The organism is Bacillus cereus group sp. BfR-BA-01382, assembly GCF_022663475.1.
Taxonomy (GTDB): domain Bacteria; phylum Bacillota; class Bacilli; order Bacillales; family Bacillaceae_G; genus Bacillus_A; species Bacillus_A thuringiensis_S.
On record NZ_JAKUFQ010000025.1, the window covers coordinates 22329 to 45650 of the forward strand.

Consider the following 23322-nt stretch of genomic DNA (forward strand, 5'->3'; position numbering starts at 1 on the left):
TTAGTTTTTGAAACTCTTTTTCATGTATGTTAAAGTAAAGTGAGCTTGCAAAGAAAAGGAGACAACAGCATGAAAAAATTAAATTTTGTTATGCTTTTTCTATTAATCGTAATGGCTGGATGTAGCAATTATGACACATATATTGAAACAGGTATGCAATCATTGAAAGATGAAAAGTATAGTGATGCAACAATGTGGTTCGAAAAAGCAGAAAAAGCGAAATCAGGAAATGAAGCGAAATCATATAAAGAAGTTGCTGAGAAAATGGATCACGGGGCAACAGCATTAAAAGACGGTAAGTATTTAGAAGCGAAAGACATTGCAAATGAAGTGTTACAAAAGAAAAAAGATGATGCACTTGAAAAAGCTGTAACATCAAATGCAGAGAATATGCTTCAAAAAGCAAAAGATGTAGAAGAGAAAGTGAATGAAAGAGTAGCAAAGCGTAGAAAGGTAGAAGAAGAAGGAATCGATAAAATTATTAAAGCTGTCGATAGTATAGATGAAGTGAAAGAAAAAGAGAAGAAAGTATCAGAAGCATTAGATAAGGCTGAAGAGGCGCAAGCAAAAATTGAGGCAAAGAAAAATAAATAGATTTATAGTGTAAAAGGCTGTCGTGCATAACGACAGCCTTTTAATTTTTTGTTGCAAATGAATGGATGCTCTGTAGTAAAAAAGAAATGATTTTAGAATTCCATCTGTCCTCATGATGAATCGTATAAATATTACGCTGAAATTCAAATTCTGGGATTGGTATATAGCATAGCTCATTTCGTTGTATTTCTTGCTCAATAGCAAGTTTAGAAATAAAGGCAATTCCATTACCATATTTTAAAATTTGTTTCATCGTTTCTAATGAGTCTAATTCAATTTCTGATTGGAATGTAATGTTATGAACTGACATCCATTTTGTAAGTAAATCTCTCGTTGTAGATGGATTACGATGCAATAGTATGCGTTCCTTTTCGATATTTTGTAACGATACATTTTCTTTCTTTGAAAAATGATGTTCTTTGGAAAAGGCAAGAACAAGTGTATCAGGTATTATATTCGTTTGTTTTAAAAGTGGTTCATCAAATGGAGCAGCGGAAATTATCCCAAGATCGATTTCGTGATTTTGTAGCATCATTCGAATTTCAGGGGCTGTTTTAACTAGTAGCGTTATTTTTATATTGGGAAATTCACATTGAAATTCATGAACGACTTCTGGCAAAAGATAAGTCGCTGGTACATAACTAGCGCCGATTGTTATAGCACCTTTATTAAAATCTTTAAACTCTTGCGTGACACGTCTAGCTTCTTTCATAAGTGCATCTATTTTAGAAGCATAATGGTGCAAAGCCTCACCAGCCTCTGTTAAGAAATACCTTCCAGAACGTAATTCGAATAAAGACACACCGAGTTCTTCTTCTAAGCTTTTTATATGAAATGTAATAGTTGGTTGTTTAACGCCAAGTTTTTCTGCAACAATTGTAAGCTTTTTGTATTTCTTAATAAGTACTACAATTTCTAATTTTAAGAGATTCATTATGAATTGCCGCCTTTTTTATTTTAACTATAGAAAAAATCTATAGAAATAAATAGTTTATTAGAAGTTTTTTAATTTAATCTTTACAGTACATTAACATTCAGTATAAATCTTCCATATAGAATGAAAGCAGGTTAAGAATGAGGGGAGAGAGGTGAAGCAATGGATATTACAATTAGTGGATTAGAAAAGACATTTGGAAAAACACAGGCGTTAAAGCCGTTGCAGATTGTAATGAAACAAGGGGAATTCACTACACTTTTAGGACCTTCGGGGTGTGGGAAAACGACTTTACTTAGAATGATAGCAGGGCTTGAAGAACCGGATAAGGGAGAAATATATTTTGGAGACCAGTGCATGTATTCTGCTGCAAAAAAGATAAAGACATCTCCTCATGAACGGAATATCGGTATGGTATTTCAAGATTTTGCTTTATGGCCGCACATGACTGTTTTTGACAATGTTGCATTTGGTTTAAGGGCTACAAAGCAAACAAATCATTTACGAGAAAAAGTAGAAGATGCGATAAAGCGAGTTCGCCTGCAAGGTATGGAGAAAAGGTATCCACACGAACTTTCTGGTGGACAGCAACAACGTGTCGCATTCGCTAGAGCAATTGTAACAAAACCTCATTTTATTTTATTTGATGAACCGCTAAGTGCACTCGATGCAATTTTGCGAGAAGAAATGAGAATAGAGCTTATGGATATCGTTCATTCCATTGGTTTAACTGCACTGTATGTCACTCACGATCAAACAGAAGCAATGTCAATGTCAGACCAAATTATTGTCATGAAACAAGGAGAAGTATTACAAAAAGGAACACCGGAAGATATTTATGTTAAACCGTCTCATGAATTTGTTGCCAAATTTGTTGGTAAGGCGAATTGGCTTGTAGAGGGTAAAAAAATGGTTCGTCCAGAGCATGTGAGCTGGACGAAAAATGAAGTGTGCGAAATGTATACAGGTGAAATTAAGCACGTTACATATGTAGGAGAACGGTATGAAATAAAAGTAAACATGGGGGCACTCGGAATATGGACAGCTTATCACAATAGTAAATTAAGCATCGGTAAACCAGTATCGTTATATGTGCCAAAAAAATGTATTCATCATATAGGGGGAGAATCGTATGAAGAAATTCAGTTCGCTTAAGTCTTTATTTGTATGTACTTTATTATTTTCGGCTGTAGTAACAGGGTGTAGTTCAAAGACAGGCAATGCAGATGCAAAAAGTAAAAATACGAATGAAAAGAAAATTGTTGTATATAGTGCAGGGCCAAAAGGGTTAGCAGAAAAAATTCAAAAAGACTTTGAAAAGAAAACAGGTATAAAAGTAGAAATGTTTCAAGGAACAACAGGTAAGATTTTAGCGAGAATGGAAGCTGAAAAGAAAAATCCAGTCGTTGATGTAGTCGTACTTGCATCATTACCAGCGATGGAAGGATTAAAGAAAGAGGGTCAAACGTTAGCTTATAAAGAAGCGAAACAAGCTGATAAGCTGCGTTCTGAATGGTCAGATGATAAAGGACATTATTTCGGGTATAGTGCTTCAGCATTAGGGATTGTGTACAATACAAAAAATGTGAAGACAGCGCCTGAAGATTGGAGCGATATAACGAAAGGGGAATGGAAAGGAAAAGTGAATCTTCCAGATCCAGCACTTTCAGGTTCAGCTTTAGACTTTGTAACAGGATATGTGAAAAAGAATGGAAAAGATGGATGGAATTTATTTGAACAGCTTAAGAAAAATGAAGTTACAGTAGCAGGAGCAAATCAAGAAGCTTTAGATCCAGTAGTAACAGGTGCGAAAGATATGGTAATTGCAGGTGTTGATTATATGACGTACAGCGCAAAAGTAAAGGGTGAACCGGTTGATATCGTATATCCAAAAAGCGGAACAGTTATTAGCCCACGTGCAGCGGGGATTATGAAGGATAGTAAAAATGTAGAGGGTGCAAAAGAGTTTATTGATTATTTATTATCAGATGATGTGCAAAAACAAGTTGCTAAAGCGTATTTATTGCCAGGTAGAACAGATATAAAAGCTGAAAATAGACCGAATGTAGAAGAGATTCCAGTATTAAATATTGATTGGAAAACAGTTGAGAAAGAGCAAGATGAAATAGGAAAACAATTTAAGAAAGTATTTCAATAAGATGGTGATTCCATGGTAAATCGATTCATATCAGTAAGACAAGTTGGAATGACGGTAGCGTTATTACTTGTGGCGATGTTAATCGTCATTCCGCTTTTTCTCATTTTATTTTCTAGTATATATGAAAATAGCAGCTGGAACTTTTTAAAGCCTTTTGAAGTGATGCAGAGTGGTGGATTAGCTGGGATTTTTCTAAACTCGATGCTTCTAGGTGTACTCGTTGTAATAGGAGCTACAATATTTGCATTTCCATTGGCGTTTATTATGAGGAAAACAGATGTAGGAAAGTATAGTAAGTTAGATATTGTTTTTATGATTCCATTTATGACACCGCCGTATATTGGATCAATGGGCTGGATTTTGTTCATGCAACCTAACGGCTATTTTGAACAATTTTTTCCGATGCTAAAGACAGTTTCATCATCGTTTTTTAGTTTAGGAGGTATGGTCTTAATTATGAGTCTGCATTTATTCCCATTCCTTTATTTCATGCTGAAAAACACGTTACTTCAGATTGGGAGTAGTAAAGAAGAAGCTGCAGCAGTTCATGGCGGAAGTTTTCTCTATCGTTTAAGAAAAATAATATTGCCGTTATTAGTATCAAGTTATGTAATGGGTGCTTTACTCATTTTCGTAAAGACGATTGCTGAATTTGGAACACCGGCTACATTCGGACGTAGAATAGGATTCCACGTGTTAACATCAGAAATCCATAAATTTATTTCGAGTTGGCCAATTGATTTTAGTAGTGCAACAGCATTATCTTCTTTATTACTTAGTGCTTGTATGCTCATTTGGTATATGCAAAATGTATTGAATCGAAAGTATTCATATGCAATGGTTAGTGGAAAAGGTGTGAAATCTAAAAGATATACTTTGTCTATATTTACGCGCGTTGTAGCATGGATGTATGTAATTGGTTTATTAATCGTATCAATTGGAATTCCATACTTTTCTATACTGATTGCTTCTTTGTCAAAATTAAGAGGCGGCGGTTTACATGTAAATAACTTTACAACAAGCCATTATGAGGCATTGTTTACAATGGGATCTCCGGGATTAGAGGCTTTATGGAATAGTTTTCTTTTTTCACTCGTAACAGCGATTATTGCGGTAATGATTGGAGTCTTTTTGGCACTTATGATTCGAAAGGGGAAAAAAAACTCTGAAAAATGGCTCGATATGTGCGGTATGTTACCCAATATGGTACCAGGAATCGTTATGGTTGTAGGTCTTATTCTATTTTGGAATTCACCATATATGCCCCTGTCAATTTACAATACACCAGTCATGGTTATCGTAACGTATGTTGTGCTGTTTTTACCTTACACGGTGCAATATGTAAAATCATCACTCGGACAAATTGATGATTCTCTCATGCAGGCAGGAAGTGTTTTTTCGGGAAATTATATTTATATTTTTAGAAAAATAATATTGCCTCTTATTATCCCAGGCATTCTTGCTGGATGGGCGATGACATTTACAATTTCGATAAGAGAGTTAGTAGCATCGCTTCTCGTATTACCTCCATCAGTAGAAACGTCAGCAACGTTTATTTTTGCTCAATTTGAACAGGGTGAAGTATCTATAGGCATGGCGATGGCCGTTGTTTCTGTTGGACTTACAACAATGTGCTTATTACTGCTACAACATATGGAGCAAAAGCGAAAAGGGGTAGCATGATGAGGATAGAAGTATGGGGTGGGGCAGGAGAATACGGTCGCTCCTGCTATTTTGTAAAAAATAAAGAGACGAAAATAGTATTTGATTGTGGTATTAATCGATCTTATGAGGATAGTTATCCAAAAATAGAGAGAGAAGCTGTTCCATTTTTAGATGCGGTATTTTTATCACATATTCATGAAGATCATACGATGGGTTTACCTTTATTAGCGAAGTATGGATATAAGAAAAAAATTTGGACGACTCGTTATACGAAGGAGCAACTGCCGTTATATTATGAAAAATGGAGAAACTATAATGTGATGCAAGGGTGGAATTTACCTTATAGCGACCAACACATAAAAGATTTAAATTATGTATGTATTGATGAGATTAGTAATCCAAATGAATGGATACAAATTACTCCTACATTGCGGTTTCAGTGGGGATATAGTGGGCATGTATTAGGAGCTGTTTGGTTTTTAGTTGATTTGTGTAATACATACGTGTTCTATTCCGGCGATTATTCAGCAGAGTCTAATATACTACGAGCTAATTTACCTGAGAAATTGGGCCACAATATAAAAGTTGCAATTGTAGATGCCGCTTACCACACAGATGATGTTTCGCAAAATGAAAGATTAGATGATCTATGTGCAGAAATTGAGCGAGTTATGCAGAATAAAGGAATAGCATTGCTACCGCTTCCACAACTTGGTAGGGCGCAAGATATAGTATTGTATTTATATGAACGATATAAAGAATTTCCGCTTATAGTAGATAAAGAAATTTTGGCTGGATTTGAAGAGATGTTCATATATAAAGATTGGATAAAAAATAATGAAGAACTTAAATGGATTATGGAGAGTTTAAAAAGAAACATAATAGTGATGGATAATGACATTAGTATGCAAAATAGTTATGGAATAGTTGTAATGAGTGATGCGAATATGCAAACGAAACGAGCACAGTTATGCTATGAACAGCTTCGGAATGAAAAACGTAATTCCGTTATTTTTACTGGGCATATTGCGAAAGGGAGTTTTGCAGAAAGAGTTATGAAAGAACATGTAAGGAGTACATGTAGGGTGAAGCGAGTTCCGTATAAAGTTCACCAAAGTATAAAAGACGTTAAAGAGATGTTAAATACATTATTACCAGAACATACGGTGCTAGTGCATGCTTTGAAAGAGGATACGGATCGATTACAACAAAAGCTAAGTACAGCAGGATATGAAAATGTATATTCACTTGCAATGGAACGTATAGAAGTCATTTAAAATGTAAAGGGGATAGGTATATGAAAAAAGTATTTGTATTCGTAAGTATTTTCTTTTGTTGTTTTCTTTATAACGTTAAGGAAGGGTTTGCTGCTAGTCCAATGAAACCTAGTTTTGAAGTAAAGTTATTATTGAAGCCAGAACAAGTATTAGGTTATAACAAAGAGATGAAGCAAGAGGTGCTAGAACATTTCCAGGCTGGTACAAAATATGAAAGAATACAAGTACAATTTTTAGATACTGCAAATAAAAGTTTAAGTGATGAAGGTTGGTTTGCTAGAATTCGAAAGAAAGAATTTAGTAAAGATTTTGAACTAACATATAAAAAAAGATATCCTATTCAAAATGGTGTAATTCAAGATGCACTAGAAGTAGCTAAAAAAGAAGGATTCGATAGTAATACGGATAGTTATGAGGCGGAAATAGATTGGGGATTTGAGAAGAAAACATTAAGCATTTCAAATAAGAAAAGTTACAGTGCTAAAGGATATGGAATACTTGATTTACCAAATGAACAAGCTGCTCAAAATATGTTAATGGAAAAATTACCAGGGAAAATGAACAGATGGTTGTATACAAATTGGGGAGAAGAGATGTTAAAGAATTCCCGTATTTACGGTCCTGTATTAATGAAACGATATACAGGAGAGTTTGAAAACATAAAAGCAAATATTGAAATTTGGCCATTAAGTAATACCGGAAAATTAGAAGATGACTTCGTAATAGAAGTGTCATTTAAAACAAATGAAGAAAGTATTGCGACAAAACAAAGGGAATTATTAATGGCGAGTTTAGAGAAAAAAGGCTGGTTGTTACCGAAAGATAGTTTGAAGACAGAGCTTATTTTTCAGTAAATAGTAAAAAGGAATCCATATGCCATGGATTCCTTTTTATATATGAGTATTAAGCTAAATCAGCTGACACGAACATATCACTATTTTGAAGATTTTTAGAGCGTAAACTATAAGCAACTACCTTCGTTTTATATTGTTTTACAACATCAACATGCTCTTCATGACTGTAAATATAAAATGTGAAATCTTTTTTACCACGTTTTGCATTGATAATTAAAGGAGTGCCTTCATTATGGGGTGGTGCATAATAGCGATCTAAAAATAAACCTTCGTTAAAATCATGAATAATTTTTGATTTCTGTTCGCCTTCTACGTTATTTCCGTGAATTGTAATAGTCACATTCTCTTCTTCAAGTTTTGGATGTGTTTCGTACTTGCTAATAATGGATTCAATAACAGTGTTAGGAAGGCTAGAAACGATAATTTTAAATGCCCCAAATACAACTAACATTACAATAAACCAAGTCGTCATAGTAATCATCCCCTTTATTCTATTTAATAATATAACTCATATGGTAATAGTACATATGGTGAAGTTTTGTATAATTTGTGAAAAATATGCCATTTTTACGAATGAAATATTAGAAAAATCAATTTTGTTACAAAAAGTTGAAATTGAAGTATTTTAAAAGAAAAAGGTTTATAATAAAAATATAACTAATAACCACATTACTAATTATAAGGAAGTGTAACTATGAGTACTGTAGCAATCGTATATGGTATTATTCTTTCCACAATTATTGTTTTGTTTTTTGTTGGGGTTTCACGTTATATTCATAAATGGAAAGAAAGCGTTGCGAAATTAAATCACATTGAAGAAGAACTTAGTGATTTAATGTTACATCATGGTAAATAAAAAGATAATTTTTTAACGAAACAATGTGAAGGATATCACAAAACATGCTTTCCTAATGAAGGCATGTTTTTTTGTTGTGTGAAAGTTAGACATATTCATGAGATTTTCCATACAATACAGTGTGAAATAAAAAAATGATTCTTTGCTTGTAGGAATATTTATTCGTTTTTGTATAATTTTGTAATTTAGTTCGGTATAATTATGATATAGAAGGAAATTTGTTAGAGGGGGTATATTGTGAACATATTAAAGATTATAGGAATAATTGCAGGAGTCATTATAGTAGCTGTTATAGCTTTCTTTGTTATTATGAATTACTATTTGTCAAAAGAAGATCCTGATTACGTATTAAAGTACATAAAAGAACATAAAGAAGATGAAACATGTTCATTACTTATTAAAAGAAATGGAGAAGTATTAACTTCTATAAATGAAAATAAAAAATTGCCATTAGCAAGTATGGCAAAAATCGTAATAGCAGTTGAATTTGCTAAGCAAGTTTCAGAAGGAAAAATAAGTCGTGATGAACAAATTTCATTGCACGAGCTAGAAAAATATTACGTTAAAGATACTGATGGTGGAGCACATCCTAACTGGTTAGAAGATGCCAAAGCGAGAGAATTAGTGAAAAATGGACAAATCGCTTTAGAAGAAGTCGCTAAAGGAATGATTCATTATAGTTCTAATGCAAATACAACATATTTGTTAGAAAAGCTTGGAATAGAAAGAGTAAATGAAAGTATAAAAGAGTTAGAGCTTACTAGTCATGATAAGTTCACTTCTTATACGGCTGCACTATATATGAGAGGATACGTAGAAAAAGAACTTCATGTGCCAGAAAATCAGTCATTAAAAACGTTACGTAACATGTCAAAAGATGAATATAATAAACATGTGTTACAAATACAGGAATGGATGAAAGATGAGGAAGAATGGAAAAAGCGGGATATTCCATTAAAAGTAGATATGGAATTTCAGCGAATTTGGTCAGATCGATTAGTGGGTGCAAACGCTAAAGATTATATGAGTATAATGGAAAAAATAAATAGTAGAAATTATTTTCCTAAATTAATGCAAGAAGAAATCGAGAATATTTTCAAAGGCACAGTTGATAATAGTAAGTTAGAATTTGCGGGGCAAAAAGGTGGATCTACCGCATTCGTATTGACCAAAAGTTTGTATAGTACAGATAAGAAAGGTAATAAGATAGAAGCTGTCATTATGTTTAACGATATAGAAAATCAAGTTGTATATCAAAAGCTGAGAAATAATATAAATTATTTTATTCAAGATGCTATAACAGATGAAGAGTTTAGAAATAAATTATAATGAAATAATTTTATTATGTAAACAACATGCTATTAAAGGTAGGTATTGAGATGAGGTTGAATGAGTATATGCTTGAAACGTTTCCGAATTTAGAACTTAGACCACCTCTATTTTATAATTGGGATATTGGTATTCGTTTTAGATTAGGTGTGGACTATGATTGTAATAACATTTATGAAAATTGTCTATATTTAGAAGGCGTTTATAAAAGGACGATTACTTTATTTCAGTCTTTACATTCAACAAAAGATGATATTTATATTGTAGTGGATGTAAATGACCATGCAAACGGTGAAACTTTCAAACAGAAATTGAATATCTTTTCTAAGTATGTCAAAGAGAAGTCCGATTTGTTTAAGTTACAGAAAAATACAATCCCTTATGTTTTTCCAGATGAAGATGAAGATGGAGCATATAAAACACATAGATATACTTTGAAATGTGAAATCTCTGACTTTACATACATTCCTATGTTAAAAGCAATTTGTAATCAAGATATGGGAATAAAACCGAGTATTTTTCATAGGGTGTATTTTATAAATGTTAACAAGAATACTATATTTCACGTTTATGATGATAGAGGTTGTGATGTATTAGCTATCTCTCCTGATACAATTAGGGATATTTATAATACATATAATGATTGGATATTAGAATACGATAGAAATAAAATTGATAAAGTATTTAATTGGATGTAGTCTATTTTAATTGAGGGAAATACCATATGAGGTGTTTCCCTTTTATTAATATGAAAATCAACATTTAAATTTGACAGTACTTATAATAAAGGTAAAGGGATTTGATGGTAATGTATTGAATTTGGATAAAAACGGAAAAGGGAGATGAATAAATGACGACAATCTATTTCGTTCGCCATGCCCACTCTACATATACAAAAGAAGAAAGGGAACGACCTTTATCTGAAAAAGGGCACTGTGATGCAGAGAATGTAACGCATTTATTAAAAGATAAACATATTGATGTTGTTATTTCTAGTCCGTACAAAAGAGCGATCCAAACTGTACAAGGAATTGCGAATACATATAAATTATTAATACAAACAGAAGAAGATTTGCGTGAAAGATTATTGAGTACAGAGCCAGTAGCAGATTTTAATGTTGCTATGCAGAATGTGTGGAAAGATTGGAGTTTTGCATACGAAGGCGGAGAATCGAGTGATGTCGCACAAAGGCGCGCTGTAATATGTATGCAAAATATATTAAAACAATATGAAGGTAAGAACATTGTAATAGGTACGCATGGGAATATTATGGTATTACTAATGAATTATTTTAATTCGAAATATGATTTTGAGTTTTGGAAAACACTTCATATGCCTGATGTGTATAAATTAAATTTTGATAAAAATCGCTTCATTTCTGCTGAAAGAATAGAGAAAACAGGTCATCGGTTAAATATTTTGTAAAAGTTTATCAAAAAAAGAGGAAACAGAGAAGTTATTGTAGAAGTATGACTTTGTAACATAAAAAATATATGTTAAAGGAGGCTGTTTACATGTTTGAGAAAGAGAAAGAAGGGCTTATTGAAGTTCAAAACGTATATGAAATTGCACCAGAAGATGGAACAATTATTGGTATGGCAACGGAAGAAGAAATGGAAATTGCTGCTGAACTAGAGTTACAGTACTATGCTCATTCTCGTTTGTTAGAAGCAAATATTCAGTTAGACGGTTCCTCCTACAAAGAGTTACTTCAGGAGTTCCAGGAGTACGAAAGAAAATCAATGAGCTTTTGGCGAGCGATACATAAACGTTTAGCTGTGCCATGGGCGTGGGTACTACGTATTGATGTTGCGAATGGCCCTATATATGTAAGTAATGGTAGTTCATATTACGAAGAAATCGATGATGAAGAAGATTATGAATAGAAGATAAGTAAGGAAGCAGCTTTAGTTGCTTCCTTTTTTGATTTGTAAGAAATGAATTGCTTCAATAATAATATCTGGTCGATCATTTTCTATACCGTGACTAGCATGTTGGGCAAGAATATAGTGGCTGTTAGTTGAGAGGTGTAATTGTTCATGAATTAGTTCTTGCCACATTGCTTCAAGTTGTGTTGCTTCCTCTTTTGGCATGCCACCATTAGTCAATTGAGTAATAGAATATTGAGGATCTCTACCGATAACGATTAATGGTATTTCTAATGTTTTACATAGCTCTTTTAGTGAGAGAGCACAGTTTTTCCACTCAGATAGTTCAGAAGCTGTCGCTTTATATAATGAGGCGGAGGTAGAGAATTCAATTTGCTGTTTTGATTGATTGGCGAGCATAGATTTTAGTTCATTATAAAGTGTGTCTACATCCATTTTGGAATACATATTATATTTTTGAAACCAAACATCATCAGAATCAGTTTGATCAGAAATTGGTAAATGAAGTTCATCTAAACGGTGTAAGTTCATCGAAGTAGAATCAACTAAAATAAGTGCTTGCAGCTTATCTTCATGTAACATCGCAAAATGTTGTGCACATAATCCTCCGTAGGAATGACCGATTAGAATAAATGGCTCTTGAATAGCTAGTTTGTTTAGTAACATATGTAGCTCTTTTGTAACTTGCCTTATTGTACGCGGCTGATGGCCTACATCACTTTTTCCGTAACCTGGGCGATGGTATGAAACGACTGTAAAGTACTCTGAAAGCTTTTCTATAATAGGAAACCAATCATAAAATGAGCAACTCATTCCGGTTTGAATGACTACAGTTTGTTTACCACTTCCTTTTATATGTACTTCTATATTTTGCCCCATTATTTCTACAAATTTATGAATGTTAATTCCTCCTAAGCTTGAAATAATTTTTGACAAGCAAAAACGATACACCAAACACCTATACCGAGTAGGACAGATGTACTAAGTGTAAATGAATTTTTTAAACCAATATAGACGATAAATAATAGTAGTGCTGATGCGGGGAATCCATATAATACCCCTAAAGCAAATTGACTTAATTCTTGTTTATTCCCGCCTTCGAATGAAATCCAAAATAGACTAAGTAAACTAACGAGTGGAAGGGCAGCAATAAAGCCACCTATCGTACTGAAATGTTTAGCAACTTCAGTGATAACGCCGATAATAAGTGCCGAAACGATTACTTTAACGAGGAAATGCATATTTTGCCTCCTTCGCTAATAACGAAAATGCTTTTTCAATTAATTGTTGTTCTTCTTTTGATAACTGTGATTCTAATATTTTTATCTTTTCTTTATCCAGTAAAGTATGTTTTTCTAATACTTCAATCCCTTCAATTGTTAATGTAAGGTTTACCACTCTTTCATCTTGTTTATTTCTCTCTTTAACGATGAAGCCCTTTTGAATAAGGCGCTTTATGTGTTCAGACGCTGTGTTATGAGAAAGACTAAGCTCAGTAGCGACTTTTCCAATTGTTATATCTTTCTCACGAGAAACGATTTGTAAAATACGAATTGCTTGGTGGGAAAGGTTGTCCTCGTATTCGTATCGTAAGTGATAATAAATGCTCTCCCAATGTTGATTAATGTTGTTCATAATAATAAATCCCCTTTTTATATCGTATAGTAAGATATATTCGTTATTTTAGAAATAAAATCCTTTTATTTGGATAAAAAATGTTGAAAAAGTTTATTTTTATTGAAATATAAGGTAATCTATGTGTAAAGGTATACATTTAGCAAGAGAGAGGATGATAGCTGTGAATACATTCAAATGGATTAGTCATGAACAGATGTATGTAGATGAAATACATGTTGAAAAATGTGGTCCTCTTTCAGTCGGCGTATATGGGGGGAATCAAGAGAGTGATGCATATGAACGAGGAGATGCGGTGCTTGCTTGGTGGGATCCTGAATTACAATTTGAATTTGTTATGATTTTTGATACACATCACAAAACAAAAAATATAGATTATATAATAGAAGCGATTTCGGCAAGAAAAGAAAAACTAAAAGAGTTATTCTCATATCCAATACATTTAGCTTTTCATCATACACATATGTACTTATTAGCGTTATTTACAGATGAGTTATTTATTAAAAAATGTGATCAAGATGATGAGGAACTCGCTTGCTTAATTTGTTTACGAAAAGGCGAATTTTTATATTGGTTATCAGTTGGTGATTGTTTCGCGTATTTATTCCATTCTGAGAAAACGAAAAATGGAAAAGGACGATTAAATAAACGGAAAAATTACGAATATATTGGTAGGAAAAATATTTTTGCAGCAAATACACCTTGCTTTACGTCAGGTGTAAGAGGATTAGAAAAAGGAATGAATCACATTGTAATGGCAACAGATGGTATTTTAGAGTGTGACAAACGAAGGTTTGATGATGATCAATCTTTAGTAGAAATATTACACGACGGAAGTTGCTTGCAGATTGAGCCCGTATTAACAAATGTATTGCAGTGGAAAGGTAGAGATTGTGCCACGATTATTGGATGGTCTATTGATACTGATAATAAACAATGTGCTAATTAATATAAAAGGAGTTCAAGGTTTTTATCCTTGAACTCTTTTTTGTTAAGCAATATGAATATGATATGTTTTCAACCATTCATTTACTTGTAGCATATACTCCATGGCACTTCTTGCCTCAAAATTGTTAATCTCTTTATTACTTTGATTAGCAATTGAAAGTAAGATGGAATGGTTAATAAGTGAGAAAATAGGATTGTTTTTATTGCTACACATATCAAGTGTTAAATTACGGATTGTTTGTAAGTAGTGTGGATCTTGTGAAGTTGGATAAGCACTTTTTCTTCTATTGCGTACATCGTCAGGTAAAGCTGGTTGTAGTGCTCTACGTAAAATGCCTTTTTCAATATTATCAATACTTTTTATGTTGAAAGGAACATTCCATAAATATTCAACTAATCTATAATCGCAAAACGGTACACGAACTTCAAAACCAACAGCCATACTCATACGATCTTTACGGTCAAGTAAGAAAGGAAGGAATCTCGTTAAAAATAAATAAAACATTTGGCGTTGTTTCGCGGATTTTTTACTTTCCCCTTCAAGAGTAGGTACTTCATGAACAGCTTCATGGAATCTTTTATTGATATAGTGTTCAGGATTACATTGCTTTGTTACTTCGTTTAATAATAGAGAAGATGTGTTTTTCCAGTTTGTTAACCATGGAAACTTATCTACATACAGTAGTTCTTCTTGATGAAACCAAGGATATCCCCCGAATACTTCATCAGCCGATTCACCAGATAAAGCTACGGTTGCATCTTTTTTCATTTCGCAAAATAGTAAATATAGTGAAGTTTCCATTTCGCCTGCACTTGGCAAATCTTTCGCATGGAGGGGAACGAATAAGTGATTTGCTAATTCTTCAGCATTCACAATAATGTCATGATGCGATGTCCCTACATGTTCGGAAACACGTTTTACCCAAGGAGCGTCTAAGCCAGTGCGAGCAAATGTCAGCTCGAAATCTTTGGCGCTATTTAAAAAGTCGATTGAATACGTGTGAAGTGTTTCGTGCTCCTCTGCAAATTCTTTACCTGCAAGTGCAGTAATACCGCTAGAGTCTAATCCGCCTGATAACATACAAACGAGAGGAACATCGGCAATTAATTGTCTTTTTACTGTGTCTTGTAAAATAGATAAAATATGCGAAGATGTATCTTCTATAGAGTCTGTATGGATCTTACTTTCTAAATTCCAATACTTCGTAACTACTTTTTTATGACGTGTAAATGTTATAGAATGTCCAGCACGTACTTCTTGAATATGCTTAAACACACCACATCCTGGAGTGCGAAATAAGCCTAATCCAAATATTTCATTTATTCCATCCGCATCAATTTCAGCAGGGACAGATGGATGCGCTAATAATGCTTTAATTTCAGAGCCGAAAATAATACTGCCATTTCTTTCTGTAAAAAAGAGCGGTTTTACACCTAAATGATCTCGTGCTAAAAACAATTGTTGCTTCTGTTCATCCCATAATGCAAAAGCGAAAATTCCGTTTAAATGTCGTACGCAGTCTTCTTTCCATTCTAAATAAGCATGTAGTAATACTTCTGTATCTGAATGGGTTTCAAATGTATGACCACATTTTTGAAGTTGCTCTCTCAGTTCACGGAAATTATAAATTTCTCCATTATAAGTAAGAGCATACGTATAATCACCAGCACGAAATGTCTTCGGCTGCGTCCCGCCTTCTGGATCAATAACAATTAAACGTCGGTGTGCAAAGGCCGCGCGAGGTGAAAACCAAAATCCTTCAGCATCAGGACCACGATGCTGGATACTATTTGCCATCTTTTCTAAAATAACATGTTCATTGGAGAGATCCTTATTCCAATTTACCCAACCTGTAATTCCACACATACACATCTCATCTCCTAATTTTAAAAATATATTAATGAAATAAAATGTACACCAAATTAAAGAATGACTATATAAATAGTGTACTACATGAATTAAATTGTGGACTTGAGAAAATTTTCTTTGAACGCATAGTCATGTGAGACAATGGCTAAGGGGAAGTATTCCATTACATACAAAAAATAAAAAAGATGAGAGAAAAAATTTCTTCAGACGTTATATAGGGTGTAAAAGCTTTTACAAAACAATAAGGGGAATCGCTACATGAAATCAAATGAGAAAAATTTTATAAAAAGATTACAGCGGCAAAAAGAAGACGCGTTAGAATTTGTTGTCGATACATACTTACCACTCATAAAGGGGATTACGCATAAAGTTCTACTTCCAATTCAAAATGATGGACTCATAGAGGAATGTATAAATGATATATTTCTTTCCATTTGGAATAACGCAAATAAATTCCATGGAGAGCCGAGTGATTTTAAAAAGTGGATTGCAGCGATTGCAAAGTTTAAAGCAATTGATTATTACCGAAAAGCGACTAAAAAAGTAGAAATTATTTCAGATGAGTTTCATATCAGTACAGAAAAATCAGCAGAAGACGAATTAATCGTTATGGAAGATAGGGAAGAATTATTGAAGCTCATTAATCAATTAGAACCGTTAGATCAAAAGGTATTCATTATGAAATATCTCCTCGGTATGAAGACAGAGGAAATTGGAGAAAAATTAAGATTAACTCGAGCAGCTATAGATAATCGAGTGTACCGGGGGAAAAAGAAACTACAACAAAATGCTACGAAAATTAGTTTTGGAGGTAGTGCAATATGAAAGACATTTATGAACTATTGAATAATATTGATATAGATGAAAAAGAACTAGAGGAAATTGAGGCTTCTGAAATTGAAAAAGAAAAAGTGAAGCGTAATGTAAAACAATCGATACGTACGAAGAAAAAGATGAAAAGTTGGAAAAAAGGTGTCGCTGCTGCATCTATTTTAGTAGGACTATCAGTTGCAACACTTGGTATTGGTTTTCCAACCTATGCTGGAGGTCTTCCTATAGTAGGAGATATATTCCGATTTTTAGATAATGGTAGAACAGGGCTACATGAAAATTATAAAGAGTTTTCGACTGAATTGAATATGACGAGAGAGAGTAATGGGGTTAAGGTTACAATTAATGATGCTGTGTTTGATGGGAGAACTGTAACGATAACGTATTCTATCGAAAGTGAAAAAGATTTAGGAGAGCATCCGAGCATATTTGGTTCCCCGCAAGTAAGCATGTCTAATGGTGCGGCTGGAAGTTCTAAAACTACGAAAGTAGGAGATAAAAAATATGTAGGTATGACTACAACAAGTGATCTTGGTAGTAAAAGAATGGACGTTGCAAATGTTAGATGGAATATGGAATCAATTAATATGTACGAAGAAAAAAAATCAATAAAAGGGAATTGGAATTTTGCTCTTACTTTAAAGGCGATGGATAGTAAGGATATAAAAGTTAATGGGATTTCCGAAAAAGAAGGTATAAAAGTAAATATAGACAAAATGGAAGTAACACCTATGTCATTTATCGTTTTTTATAATCAGGAAGAATCTAAGGCATTAAGGCGCATATGGGATAGTGCAGATGTTGAGCTAGAAATAAAAGATGATTTAGGAAATCAATACGCTGGTGAAGGAAATGGCGGAACGGGTACAGTAGCAGAACCACATAAAAGTAGTTGGAGTACTACATTCCAAAAATTGAATAAAAATGCTACAAAGCTTATCGTTACGCCTCATGTGAATTTGCGAGTGCATACACCTGAAAATCATGGTGGAGTGGAGTATGTGAATGGAAAAGAGAAGAAAATTGAAGTGCCGAAAAAAGAAGCGAAGAGTAAAGATATTGTTCTAGATGATATCATAATTGATTTAAAGAAATAGAAGAGAGACTGCCTAAAAACATTAGGCAGTCTCTCTTTTCGCTAAAAACTAGTTACGAGTAACGCATGTGGATGCTGCGTTTTATACTCATCTTTCCACGGAATGTTTAGTTGTTCCCACGATTCGCCGCTATCATTGGATTGAAACACGCCGTTGTTATTTAACGTGTAAAACGTATGTGGTTCTGCCTTGTTTGTCGCAAACATCGAAATGACTGTACCGATTGCGGATGGTAGTCCTTGTTGTACTTGCTGGAAAGGAGTATCTTTCGTTTTTCGATAAATATAAGATTCATAAGGAATATGGTGATGAGCGAGATCAGCACTCGGTGCAGCTGAAACGAGAATCGTATTGCAATCAGCGGGATCGATAGCCATGCTGTATAAATAATGATGTTCAAGTCCTTCACTGCATGAGATCCAGCTGTTTCCATTGTTATAACTTTCAAGATATGCACGATCAGGTCCGCCCATAAATCCGTCACCACATGATGCATAAAGGCGATTTGGTGCTTCAGGGTGCATAAGTAATTGATGAGCATCGATAGGGGCACCGAATTTTTTATCGATCCATGTATGCCCTTTATCATTACTTTGAATAACAGCACCAGCTTCGATTGAAACGTGTATTGTATTAGGGTTGTTTGGATCAACTGTAATCCAGCGTACGTGATGGGTAAAAGGTCTAGGCGGAAATGCCCACGTATAAGAAGATAATAATGATTTCATATTTTTAAGTTCAGTCCACGTTTCACCACCATTTTCAGAGCGGAATAAAGCGCTCGGTTCTGTGCCAACATAAACGACACCATATCCGTTAACTTGTTCATTTGAGCTTATTGTTATGGAAGTGATAGAGGAGTGCAAAATACCATCTTCTTTAGGAAAATCAAAGTAACGATAAGAATCTCCAATTGGTCTCCATGAATCCCCGCTATTGTCACTTAACCATAGACCTCGTCCAAATGTTCCGCAATATACACGATTTTTTTGAAATGGATCAACAGCGATACAGGTAGGTTGCATATTTTGTAAGTGGTAAGTCGTTTCATAGTCATCATATTGTTCTTTCACTACAACAAGTTCACGTTCCATACAGAGAAATAAACGTTTCATTTTAGTAACCTCCTTAAAAATTCTTTCATTAGTAAACAATATGAAAATAAAAAAGAAGTAGTCTTGTTTTATTTGAGAAAAAGGGATTGTTTAAAAAGAAGCGAAGTGTGTATACAGAGGAAGCGGGCGTTTACAATCAGTCAATTCGGGATAAAGATGGGGAGTTTGTTTCATACTAACATACAGATATTGTACTTAAAGGAGTATTCGTATGGGACATTCGCATGATCATGGTCATTCAAAAAATAAAAAGGCGTTACTAATTGCCTTCCTACTAACAACAAGTTTTATGATTGCAGAAGTTGTTGGTGGATTTGTAACAAATAGCTTAGCACTATTATCTGACGCGGGGCATATGTTAAGTGATGCGGTATCTTTAGCCTTAAGTTTACTTGCGTTTAAGCTCGGAGAAAAAACAGCAACAACTGCGAAAACATATGGATATAAGCGAGTCGAAATGTTAGCAGCATTATGTAACGGTGTCGTTCTTATTGTCATTTCGGTATACATTTTTATTGAAGCAATCCGCCGTTTTAAAGAACCAGTTGAGATTGCTAGTAATGGGATGCTCATTATTGCTGTACTTGGTCTGCTTATTAATATTTTATCAGCTTGGATATTAATGAGAGGCGGAGATGTGAAGGGGAACTTGAATTTAAGAAGTGCTTTCCTCCACGTATTAGGCGATCTATTAGGATCAGTCGGAGCGATTATTGCAGCGCTATGTATTAAATTTTTCGGATGGACGGTTGCTGATGCGATTGCTAGTATTCTTGTGTCTATTTTAGTCATTATTAGTGGATGGCGTGTAACACGTGATACCGTCCATATATTAATGGAAGGTGCACCCCAGCACATAAATGTTGAAGAGGTAAAAAGTACATTATTAAATATTACGGTTGTAAAAGAAGTTCATGATTTGCACATATGGTCTGTCACATCTGATTTTCAAGTATTAACTTGCCATTTGATTATTAAAGGTGATGAAACGCAAAATGTATTAAAAGAGGCTACGGATGTATTAAAGGAGAAGTTTCATGTAGAACATGTCACCATTCAAGTAGAAATAGATGGTGAATTTAATCATAGTGAGACAACCTGCAAAGTATGAAAGAAAAAGGATAAGAAAATGTGTCATAACATTTTTCGCACGGCATACATATATATAATGTGGCCACAAATACTTTGTCAGGTAAATATTTCATGAAATTACTTTACTTATAAAGAGTCATCTTTTATAATCAAAAGTGGTAATTGATAAAGATTATCATTTTCAATGATCGTGGAAAGGAGTTTTTTTAAAGATGAGTAGTCAACTCCGTTTTGCTGTTGAAAATCGTAAGAGGCATTTAATTGATGAGTTAATTGGAGCAGGTGTGTTTAAAATTCGTGACCGACAATTATACGAGCTGTCTTTAGAGGAATTAGAAAAAGAGTATGAAGATATTGAGGATTACGCAAATATTCAGGCATAGCACATAGATTAGTAAATAAGGAGCTGGTTACACTTTTGTGTAGCCAGCTTTATTATTTCATAGAAATCATTTTTTATATTTCTTTCATGGGACGGAGCCAGTTTTGAGACATCATTTGTTCCATTTGTTTTTCATCTTGTTTTTGTAGCGCTTGAATAATAGGGTGCTGTTCTTTAGAGGTTGTTTTTGTTAGCAGGATATCAAGAAGAAACGTTTGTTGGAGATAAAAATAAATTAGTGAAGCTTTCAGGAGCATTTTCTTATATAGTCGGAGTTGCTACTATAATATTACCGCTTGGCTTAGAAAAAATAGGTGATGTAGTTGGTAACATATATACTATATTAATTGTTTTAGGTACAGTTGTATTTATAATTAAAGCAAACCTATTAAATAAGAGTGCTATAAAATAAAAAGGCTTCATTCTACTGAAGCCTTTTATTAATTATTATGAAGTATAAGTAAAAGCCGGAATAGGATCAATAAATGTATTCCACTTTTGTTCCATTTCCTTTTCTGTTAATAGACAATCATCTAATGATTGTTCAATCACAGAACGATTCATATCAATACCGATAAATACGAGCTCAGTTATTCGATCTCCATATCGCTCGTCCCAGTTTTTTAATACTTCTGGTTCTTCTGCAATCATTTGATTTCTTTCAGTTTCAGGTAATGCGGCTATCCATTCACCGGCTCCTTGAATTGTAATAGAGGAACCTGCTTGAGATAGAAGCCCTATCATATTATTACGAGATGCGAGCCAGAAGAATCCTTTCGCTCTTACAACATCTAAAGGCCATTTTTCTAGCCAATTCATAAGGCGCTCGGGATGGAAAGGATATTTGCGACGGTAAACAAAGGAATTGATACCGTATTCTTCCGTTTCCGGTGTATGATGTTCACTATTTAATTCTTGTATCCAGCCGGCCGATTGACTGGCTTCTTCATAATTAAATAGATTTGTGTTTAAAATTTCTTGTAATGGTACTTTGCTAAACGAAGATTTAAGAACTTTTGCATTAGGATTTAATTTTTTTAGTAAATGATGAAGCTCTATCACATCTTCTTTTTCTAGCAAATCTATTTTATTAAGAATAATTACGTTTGCAAACTCAATTTGATCTATTAATAAATCAATAACTTCCCGGGTATCATTCTCATCGATTGCTTGTTTTCGGTCTAATAAACTTTCTCCATCTGCAAAATCATCCCAAAACCTATTTGCATCTACAACTGTAACCATCGTATCGAGGCGACAATTTCTCGTTAAATCAATGTTAAGAACTTCGTCTGTATAAGTAAACGTTTGAGCAACTGGAATAGGCTCACTTATACCAGAAGATTCAATAATAATATAGTCAATATCACCATTTTCAACAAGACGATCCACTTCTATCATTAAATCTTCTCGTAGTGTACAGCAGATGCAACCATTTTGAATTTCTACTAATTTCTCTTCCGTACGTGAAAAACCACCCTTTTTTATAAGAGATGCATCAATGTTTACTTCGCTCATATCATTAACGATAACAGCTACTTTTAAGTTGTTCTTATTAGTCAAAATGTGATGTAGTAAGGTAGTTTTTCCAGATCCTAAAAACCCACTTAATACAGTGATAGGTACTTTTTTCATGAAATGATCTCCCCTTAAATCGTAATGATTACGTTTTATATTGAACGATGGAAAAAGAAAAATCAATAATAAATCATAATGATTACGATTTGAGAATAGAAATAGACTATAAAATTTGTGCTGTAGTATGAAGCATTTGGACAAGCACATGTTTACATATAAATAAAATGGAGGCGAGAAGCTTGGTCTTTAATAGAGTTTCAAAAGAATTAGTAGGCATAGCTCTTATCGCTATGTTTCTCTTTTTATTATTTTTTGTAGATTTTACAAGTCTAGCAAATTTGCACAAAAATATACCACAGGAATGGTTGAATGTGAATACAGTATTTTTAAGTATCATTTTTGAAGCAATACCCTTTATTTTATTAGGGGTAATTGTTTCTTCATTTATTCAAGTGTTTGTGACGGAAGATATGATTCAAAAAGTAATGCCGAAATCTCCGATTGTTGCAATGATTCCAGCAGTATTTGTGGGAGTTCTTTTTCCAATGTGTGAATGTGTCATTATACCAATTGTAAGAAGGCTCATTCAAAAGGGGTTACCACTTCATGTAGGCATTGTTATTTTACTGAGTGCACCCATTATGAATCCAGTCGTTTTTTTATCTACTGTATATGCGTTTCAAAAAAATGATTATGTTGTATATGCACGCTTTGGGATAACAATTTTAGTTGCTCTATTCATAGGTCTAATTGTGTATTATTGCTATCGCGAAAGAAATGTTTTAAAAGACGTAGAGGTTTCAGTTCAAACAAGCAAAAAAAAGAGTTGGAAAGATGTTATGAATCACACTGTAGATGAGTTTTTTGATACTGGTAAGTATTTATTGATTGGTGCTTTTTTAGCAAGTGTATTTCAAACGTTTTTTGATCGGAATGTACTGGATGCAGTAGCACATAACGAAGTAATTGCCCCCTTTATTATGATGGGATTTGGTTATGTTTTATCAATTTGCTCTGCAGCCGATGCTTTTATAGCGGCATCTTTTGGACATGTTTTCTCAGTAAAGGCACTTCTCGCATTTCTTGTGTTTGGGCCGATGCTTGATATGAAAAATACGTTAATGCTATTTGCATATTTTCAAAAGAAATTTGTATTCTTTTTAATGGGAATTGTCATTGTATCTGTGTATACCATCCTGCAAATTATAATGTTATAG

The 23322-nt window shown here is 33.7% G+C and carries 27 protein-coding genes and 1 pseudogene; 19 read left to right on the forward strand and 9 right to left on the reverse strand.

Going from position 1 to position 23322, the window contains the following annotated elements:
- Window positions 1-69 precede the first annotated feature (69 nt).
- The gene (locus tag MR160_RS12705) at window positions 70-594 is read left to right on the forward strand and encodes a DUF4398 domain-containing protein (RefSeq protein WP_000735853.1); all 525 of its coding nucleotides are present in this window, start codon (window positions 70-72) and stop codon (window positions 592-594) included.
- 40 nt (window positions 595-634) lie between these two features.
- Here the strand turns inward: MR160_RS12705 and MR160_RS12710 are convergent, their stop codons facing one another.
- A complete protein-coding gene (locus MR160_RS12710; RefSeq protein WP_001050622.1) occupies window positions 635-1528 on the reverse strand; it encodes a LysR family transcriptional regulator in 894 nt (297 codons plus the stop codon).
- Between the two features lie 162 nt (window positions 1529-1690).
- Between MR160_RS12710 and MR160_RS12715 the strand changes: the two genes are divergently transcribed.
- The 5 genes from MR160_RS12715 to MR160_RS12735 are packed head-to-tail and all read left to right on the forward strand — an operon-like array spanning window position 1691 to window position 7482.
- Complete coding sequence (locus MR160_RS12715) at window positions 1691-2683, forward strand: ABC transporter ATP-binding protein (protein WP_000355543.1); 993 nt, start codon at window positions 1691-1693, stop codon at window positions 2681-2683.
- Window positions 2661-3686, forward strand: coding sequence for an ABC transporter substrate-binding protein (locus MR160_RS12720; RefSeq protein ID WP_000714683.1), 1026 nt, complete (start codon window positions 2661-2663; stop codon window positions 3684-3686). The genes MR160_RS12715 and MR160_RS12720 overlap by 23 nt, the downstream gene beginning before the upstream one ends.
- A gap of 12 nt (window positions 3687-3698) precedes the next feature.
- Window positions 3699-5369 carry an ABC transporter permease gene (locus MR160_RS12725; protein ID WP_000248132.1) on the forward strand — a complete coding sequence of 557 codons (1671 nt, stop codon included), beginning with the start codon at window positions 3699-3701 and terminating at the stop codon, window positions 5367-5369.
- Complete coding sequence (locus MR160_RS12730; protein ID WP_033669464.1) at window positions 5366-6628, forward strand: MBL fold metallo-hydrolase; 1263 nt, start codon at window positions 5366-5368, stop codon at window positions 6626-6628. Before MR160_RS12725 ends, MR160_RS12730 begins: the two co-directional genes overlap by 4 nt.
- A 20-nt stretch (window positions 6629-6648) precedes the next feature.
- Window positions 6649-7482: a hypothetical protein gene (locus MR160_RS12735; protein WP_000755319.1), complete on the forward strand. Its 834-nt coding sequence runs from the start codon at window positions 6649-6651 to the stop codon at window positions 7480-7482.
- A 49-nt stretch (window positions 7483-7531) separates the two neighbouring features.
- Here MR160_RS12735 and MR160_RS12740 read toward each other — a convergent pair whose 3' ends face one another.
- Complete coding sequence (locus MR160_RS12740) at window positions 7532-7954, reverse strand: YfmQ family protein (protein WP_000214591.1); 423 nt, start codon at window positions 7952-7954, stop codon at window positions 7532-7534.
- Window positions 7955-7994: 40 nt separating this feature from the next.
- On the opposite strand from MR160_RS12740, the gene MR160_RS12745 reads away from it, so the two are divergent.
- The 6 genes from MR160_RS12745 (at window position 7995) to MR160_RS12770 (ending at window position 11554) form a co-directional block, all read left to right on the forward strand.
- On the forward strand, window positions 7995-8111 hold the full coding sequence (locus tag MR160_RS12745; protein ID WP_002011946.1) for a hypothetical protein: 117 nt from the start codon (window positions 7995-7997) through the stop codon (window positions 8109-8111).
- Between the two features lie 65 nt (window positions 8112-8176).
- The gene (locus MR160_RS12750) at window positions 8177-8338 is read left to right on the forward strand and encodes a hypothetical protein (RefSeq protein WP_000108702.1); all 162 of its coding nucleotides are present in this window, start codon (window positions 8177-8179) and stop codon (window positions 8336-8338) included.
- A 237-nt stretch (window positions 8339-8575) separates the two neighbouring features.
- Complete coding sequence (locus tag MR160_RS12755) at window positions 8576-9667, forward strand: serine hydrolase (protein WP_001023300.1); 1092 nt, start codon at window positions 8576-8578, stop codon at window positions 9665-9667.
- Between the two features lie 68 nt (window positions 9668-9735).
- Complete coding sequence (locus tag MR160_RS12760; protein WP_000894372.1) at window positions 9736-10365, forward strand: DUF3885 domain-containing protein; 630 nt, start codon at window positions 9736-9738, stop codon at window positions 10363-10365.
- A gap of 152 nt (window positions 10366-10517) precedes the next feature.
- A complete protein-coding gene (locus MR160_RS12765) occupies window positions 10518-11093 on the forward strand; it encodes a histidine phosphatase family protein (RefSeq protein ID WP_000208260.1) in 576 nt (191 codons plus the stop codon).
- 89 nt (window positions 11094-11182) lie between these two features.
- Window positions 11183-11554, forward strand: coding sequence for a hypothetical protein (locus tag MR160_RS12770; RefSeq protein ID WP_000461779.1), 372 nt, complete (start codon window positions 11183-11185; stop codon window positions 11552-11554).
- A 21-nt stretch (window positions 11555-11575) separates the two neighbouring features.
- On the opposite strand, the gene MR160_RS12775 is transcribed toward MR160_RS12770, so the two are convergent.
- The 3 genes from MR160_RS12775 to MR160_RS12785 are packed head-to-tail and all read right to left on the reverse strand — an operon-like array spanning window position 11576 to window position 13192.
- Window positions 11576-12508: an alpha/beta fold hydrolase gene (locus MR160_RS12775; RefSeq protein WP_002083200.1), complete on the reverse strand. Its 933-nt coding sequence runs from the start codon at window positions 12506-12508 to the stop codon at window positions 11576-11578.
- Window positions 12469-12798 (reverse strand): DUF3147 family protein, encoded by a 330-nt coding sequence (locus MR160_RS12780; protein WP_000545623.1) that lies wholly within the window; start codon window positions 12796-12798, stop codon window positions 12469-12471. The genes MR160_RS12775 and MR160_RS12780 overlap by 40 nt, the downstream gene beginning before the upstream one ends.
- On the reverse strand, window positions 12782-13192 hold the full coding sequence (locus MR160_RS12785) for a MarR family winged helix-turn-helix transcriptional regulator (RefSeq protein WP_001059787.1): 411 nt from the start codon (window positions 13190-13192) through the stop codon (window positions 12782-12784). The genes MR160_RS12780 and MR160_RS12785 overlap by 17 nt, the downstream gene beginning before the upstream one ends.
- Before the next feature lie 121 nt (window positions 13193-13313).
- Here MR160_RS12785 and MR160_RS12790 point away from each other — a divergent pair, with 121 nt between their 5' ends.
- Window positions 13314-14141 carry a PP2C family serine/threonine-protein phosphatase gene (locus MR160_RS12790; protein ID WP_002083203.1) on the forward strand — a complete coding sequence of 276 codons (828 nt, stop codon included), beginning with the start codon at window positions 13314-13316 and terminating at the stop codon, window positions 14139-14141.
- 42 nt (window positions 14142-14183) lie between these two features.
- Here MR160_RS12790 and asnB read toward each other — a convergent pair whose 3' ends face one another.
- The gene (gene asnB, locus MR160_RS12795) at window positions 14184-16007 is read right to left on the reverse strand and encodes an asparagine synthase (glutamine-hydrolyzing) (RefSeq protein ID WP_000334020.1); all 1824 of its coding nucleotides are present in this window, start codon (window positions 16005-16007) and stop codon (window positions 14184-14186) included.
- 261 nt (window positions 16008-16268) lie between these two features.
- Here asnB and MR160_RS12800 point away from each other — a divergent pair, with 261 nt between their 5' ends.
- Window positions 16269-16835 carry a sigma-70 family RNA polymerase sigma factor gene (locus MR160_RS12800; protein ID WP_044783488.1) on the forward strand — a complete coding sequence of 189 codons (567 nt, stop codon included), beginning with the start codon at window positions 16269-16271 and terminating at the stop codon, window positions 16833-16835.
- Entirely contained in the window at window positions 16832-17938 is a 1107-nt protein-coding gene (locus tag MR160_RS12805; RefSeq protein ID WP_150157922.1) for a DUF4179 domain-containing protein, read from the forward strand. The genes MR160_RS12800 and MR160_RS12805 overlap by 4 nt, the downstream gene beginning before the upstream one ends.
- A gap of 41 nt (window positions 17939-17979) precedes the next feature.
- Here MR160_RS12805 and MR160_RS12810 read toward each other — a convergent pair whose 3' ends face one another.
- Window positions 17980-19053, reverse strand: a complete 1074-nt coding sequence (locus MR160_RS12810) for a WD40/YVTN/BNR-like repeat-containing protein (protein ID WP_086389903.1) — start codon at window positions 19051-19053, stop codon at window positions 17980-17982.
- 211 nt (window positions 19054-19264) lie between these two features.
- Here MR160_RS12810 and MR160_RS12815 point away from each other — a divergent pair, with 211 nt between their 5' ends.
- Window positions 19265-20164, forward strand: a complete 900-nt coding sequence (locus MR160_RS12815) for a cation diffusion facilitator family transporter (RefSeq protein WP_000510030.1) — start codon at window positions 19265-19267, stop codon at window positions 20162-20164.
- Window positions 20165-20357: 193 nt separating this feature from the next.
- Window positions 20358-20528 carry a Fur-regulated basic protein FbpA gene (fbpA, locus tag MR160_RS12820; RefSeq protein ID WP_000098300.1) on the forward strand — a complete coding sequence of 57 codons (171 nt, stop codon included), beginning with the start codon at window positions 20358-20360 and terminating at the stop codon, window positions 20526-20528.
- Between the two features lie 73 nt (window positions 20529-20601).
- Here fbpA and MR160_RS12825 read toward each other — a convergent pair.
- Window positions 20602-20700 (reverse strand): annotated as a pseudogene (locus tag MR160_RS12825) (GntR family transcriptional regulator); the annotation flags it as partial.
- 8 nt (window positions 20701-20708) lie between these two features.
- Here MR160_RS12825 and MR160_RS12830 point away from each other — a divergent pair.
- On the forward strand, window positions 20709-20939 hold the full coding sequence (locus MR160_RS12830) for a DUF3784 domain-containing protein (protein WP_102981840.1): 231 nt from the start codon (window positions 20709-20711) through the stop codon (window positions 20937-20939).
- Window positions 20940-20974: 35 nt separating this feature from the next.
- Here MR160_RS12830 and MR160_RS12835 read toward each other — a convergent pair whose 3' ends face one another.
- On the reverse strand, window positions 20975-22162 hold the full coding sequence (locus MR160_RS12835) for a GTP-binding protein (RefSeq protein ID WP_000757662.1): 1188 nt from the start codon (window positions 22160-22162) through the stop codon (window positions 20975-20977).
- A 167-nt stretch (window positions 22163-22329) separates the two neighbouring features.
- Here MR160_RS12835 and MR160_RS12840 point away from each other — a divergent pair, with 167 nt between their 5' ends.
- A complete protein-coding gene (locus MR160_RS12840) occupies window positions 22330-23322 on the forward strand; it encodes a permease (protein WP_003309320.1) in 993 nt (330 codons plus the stop codon).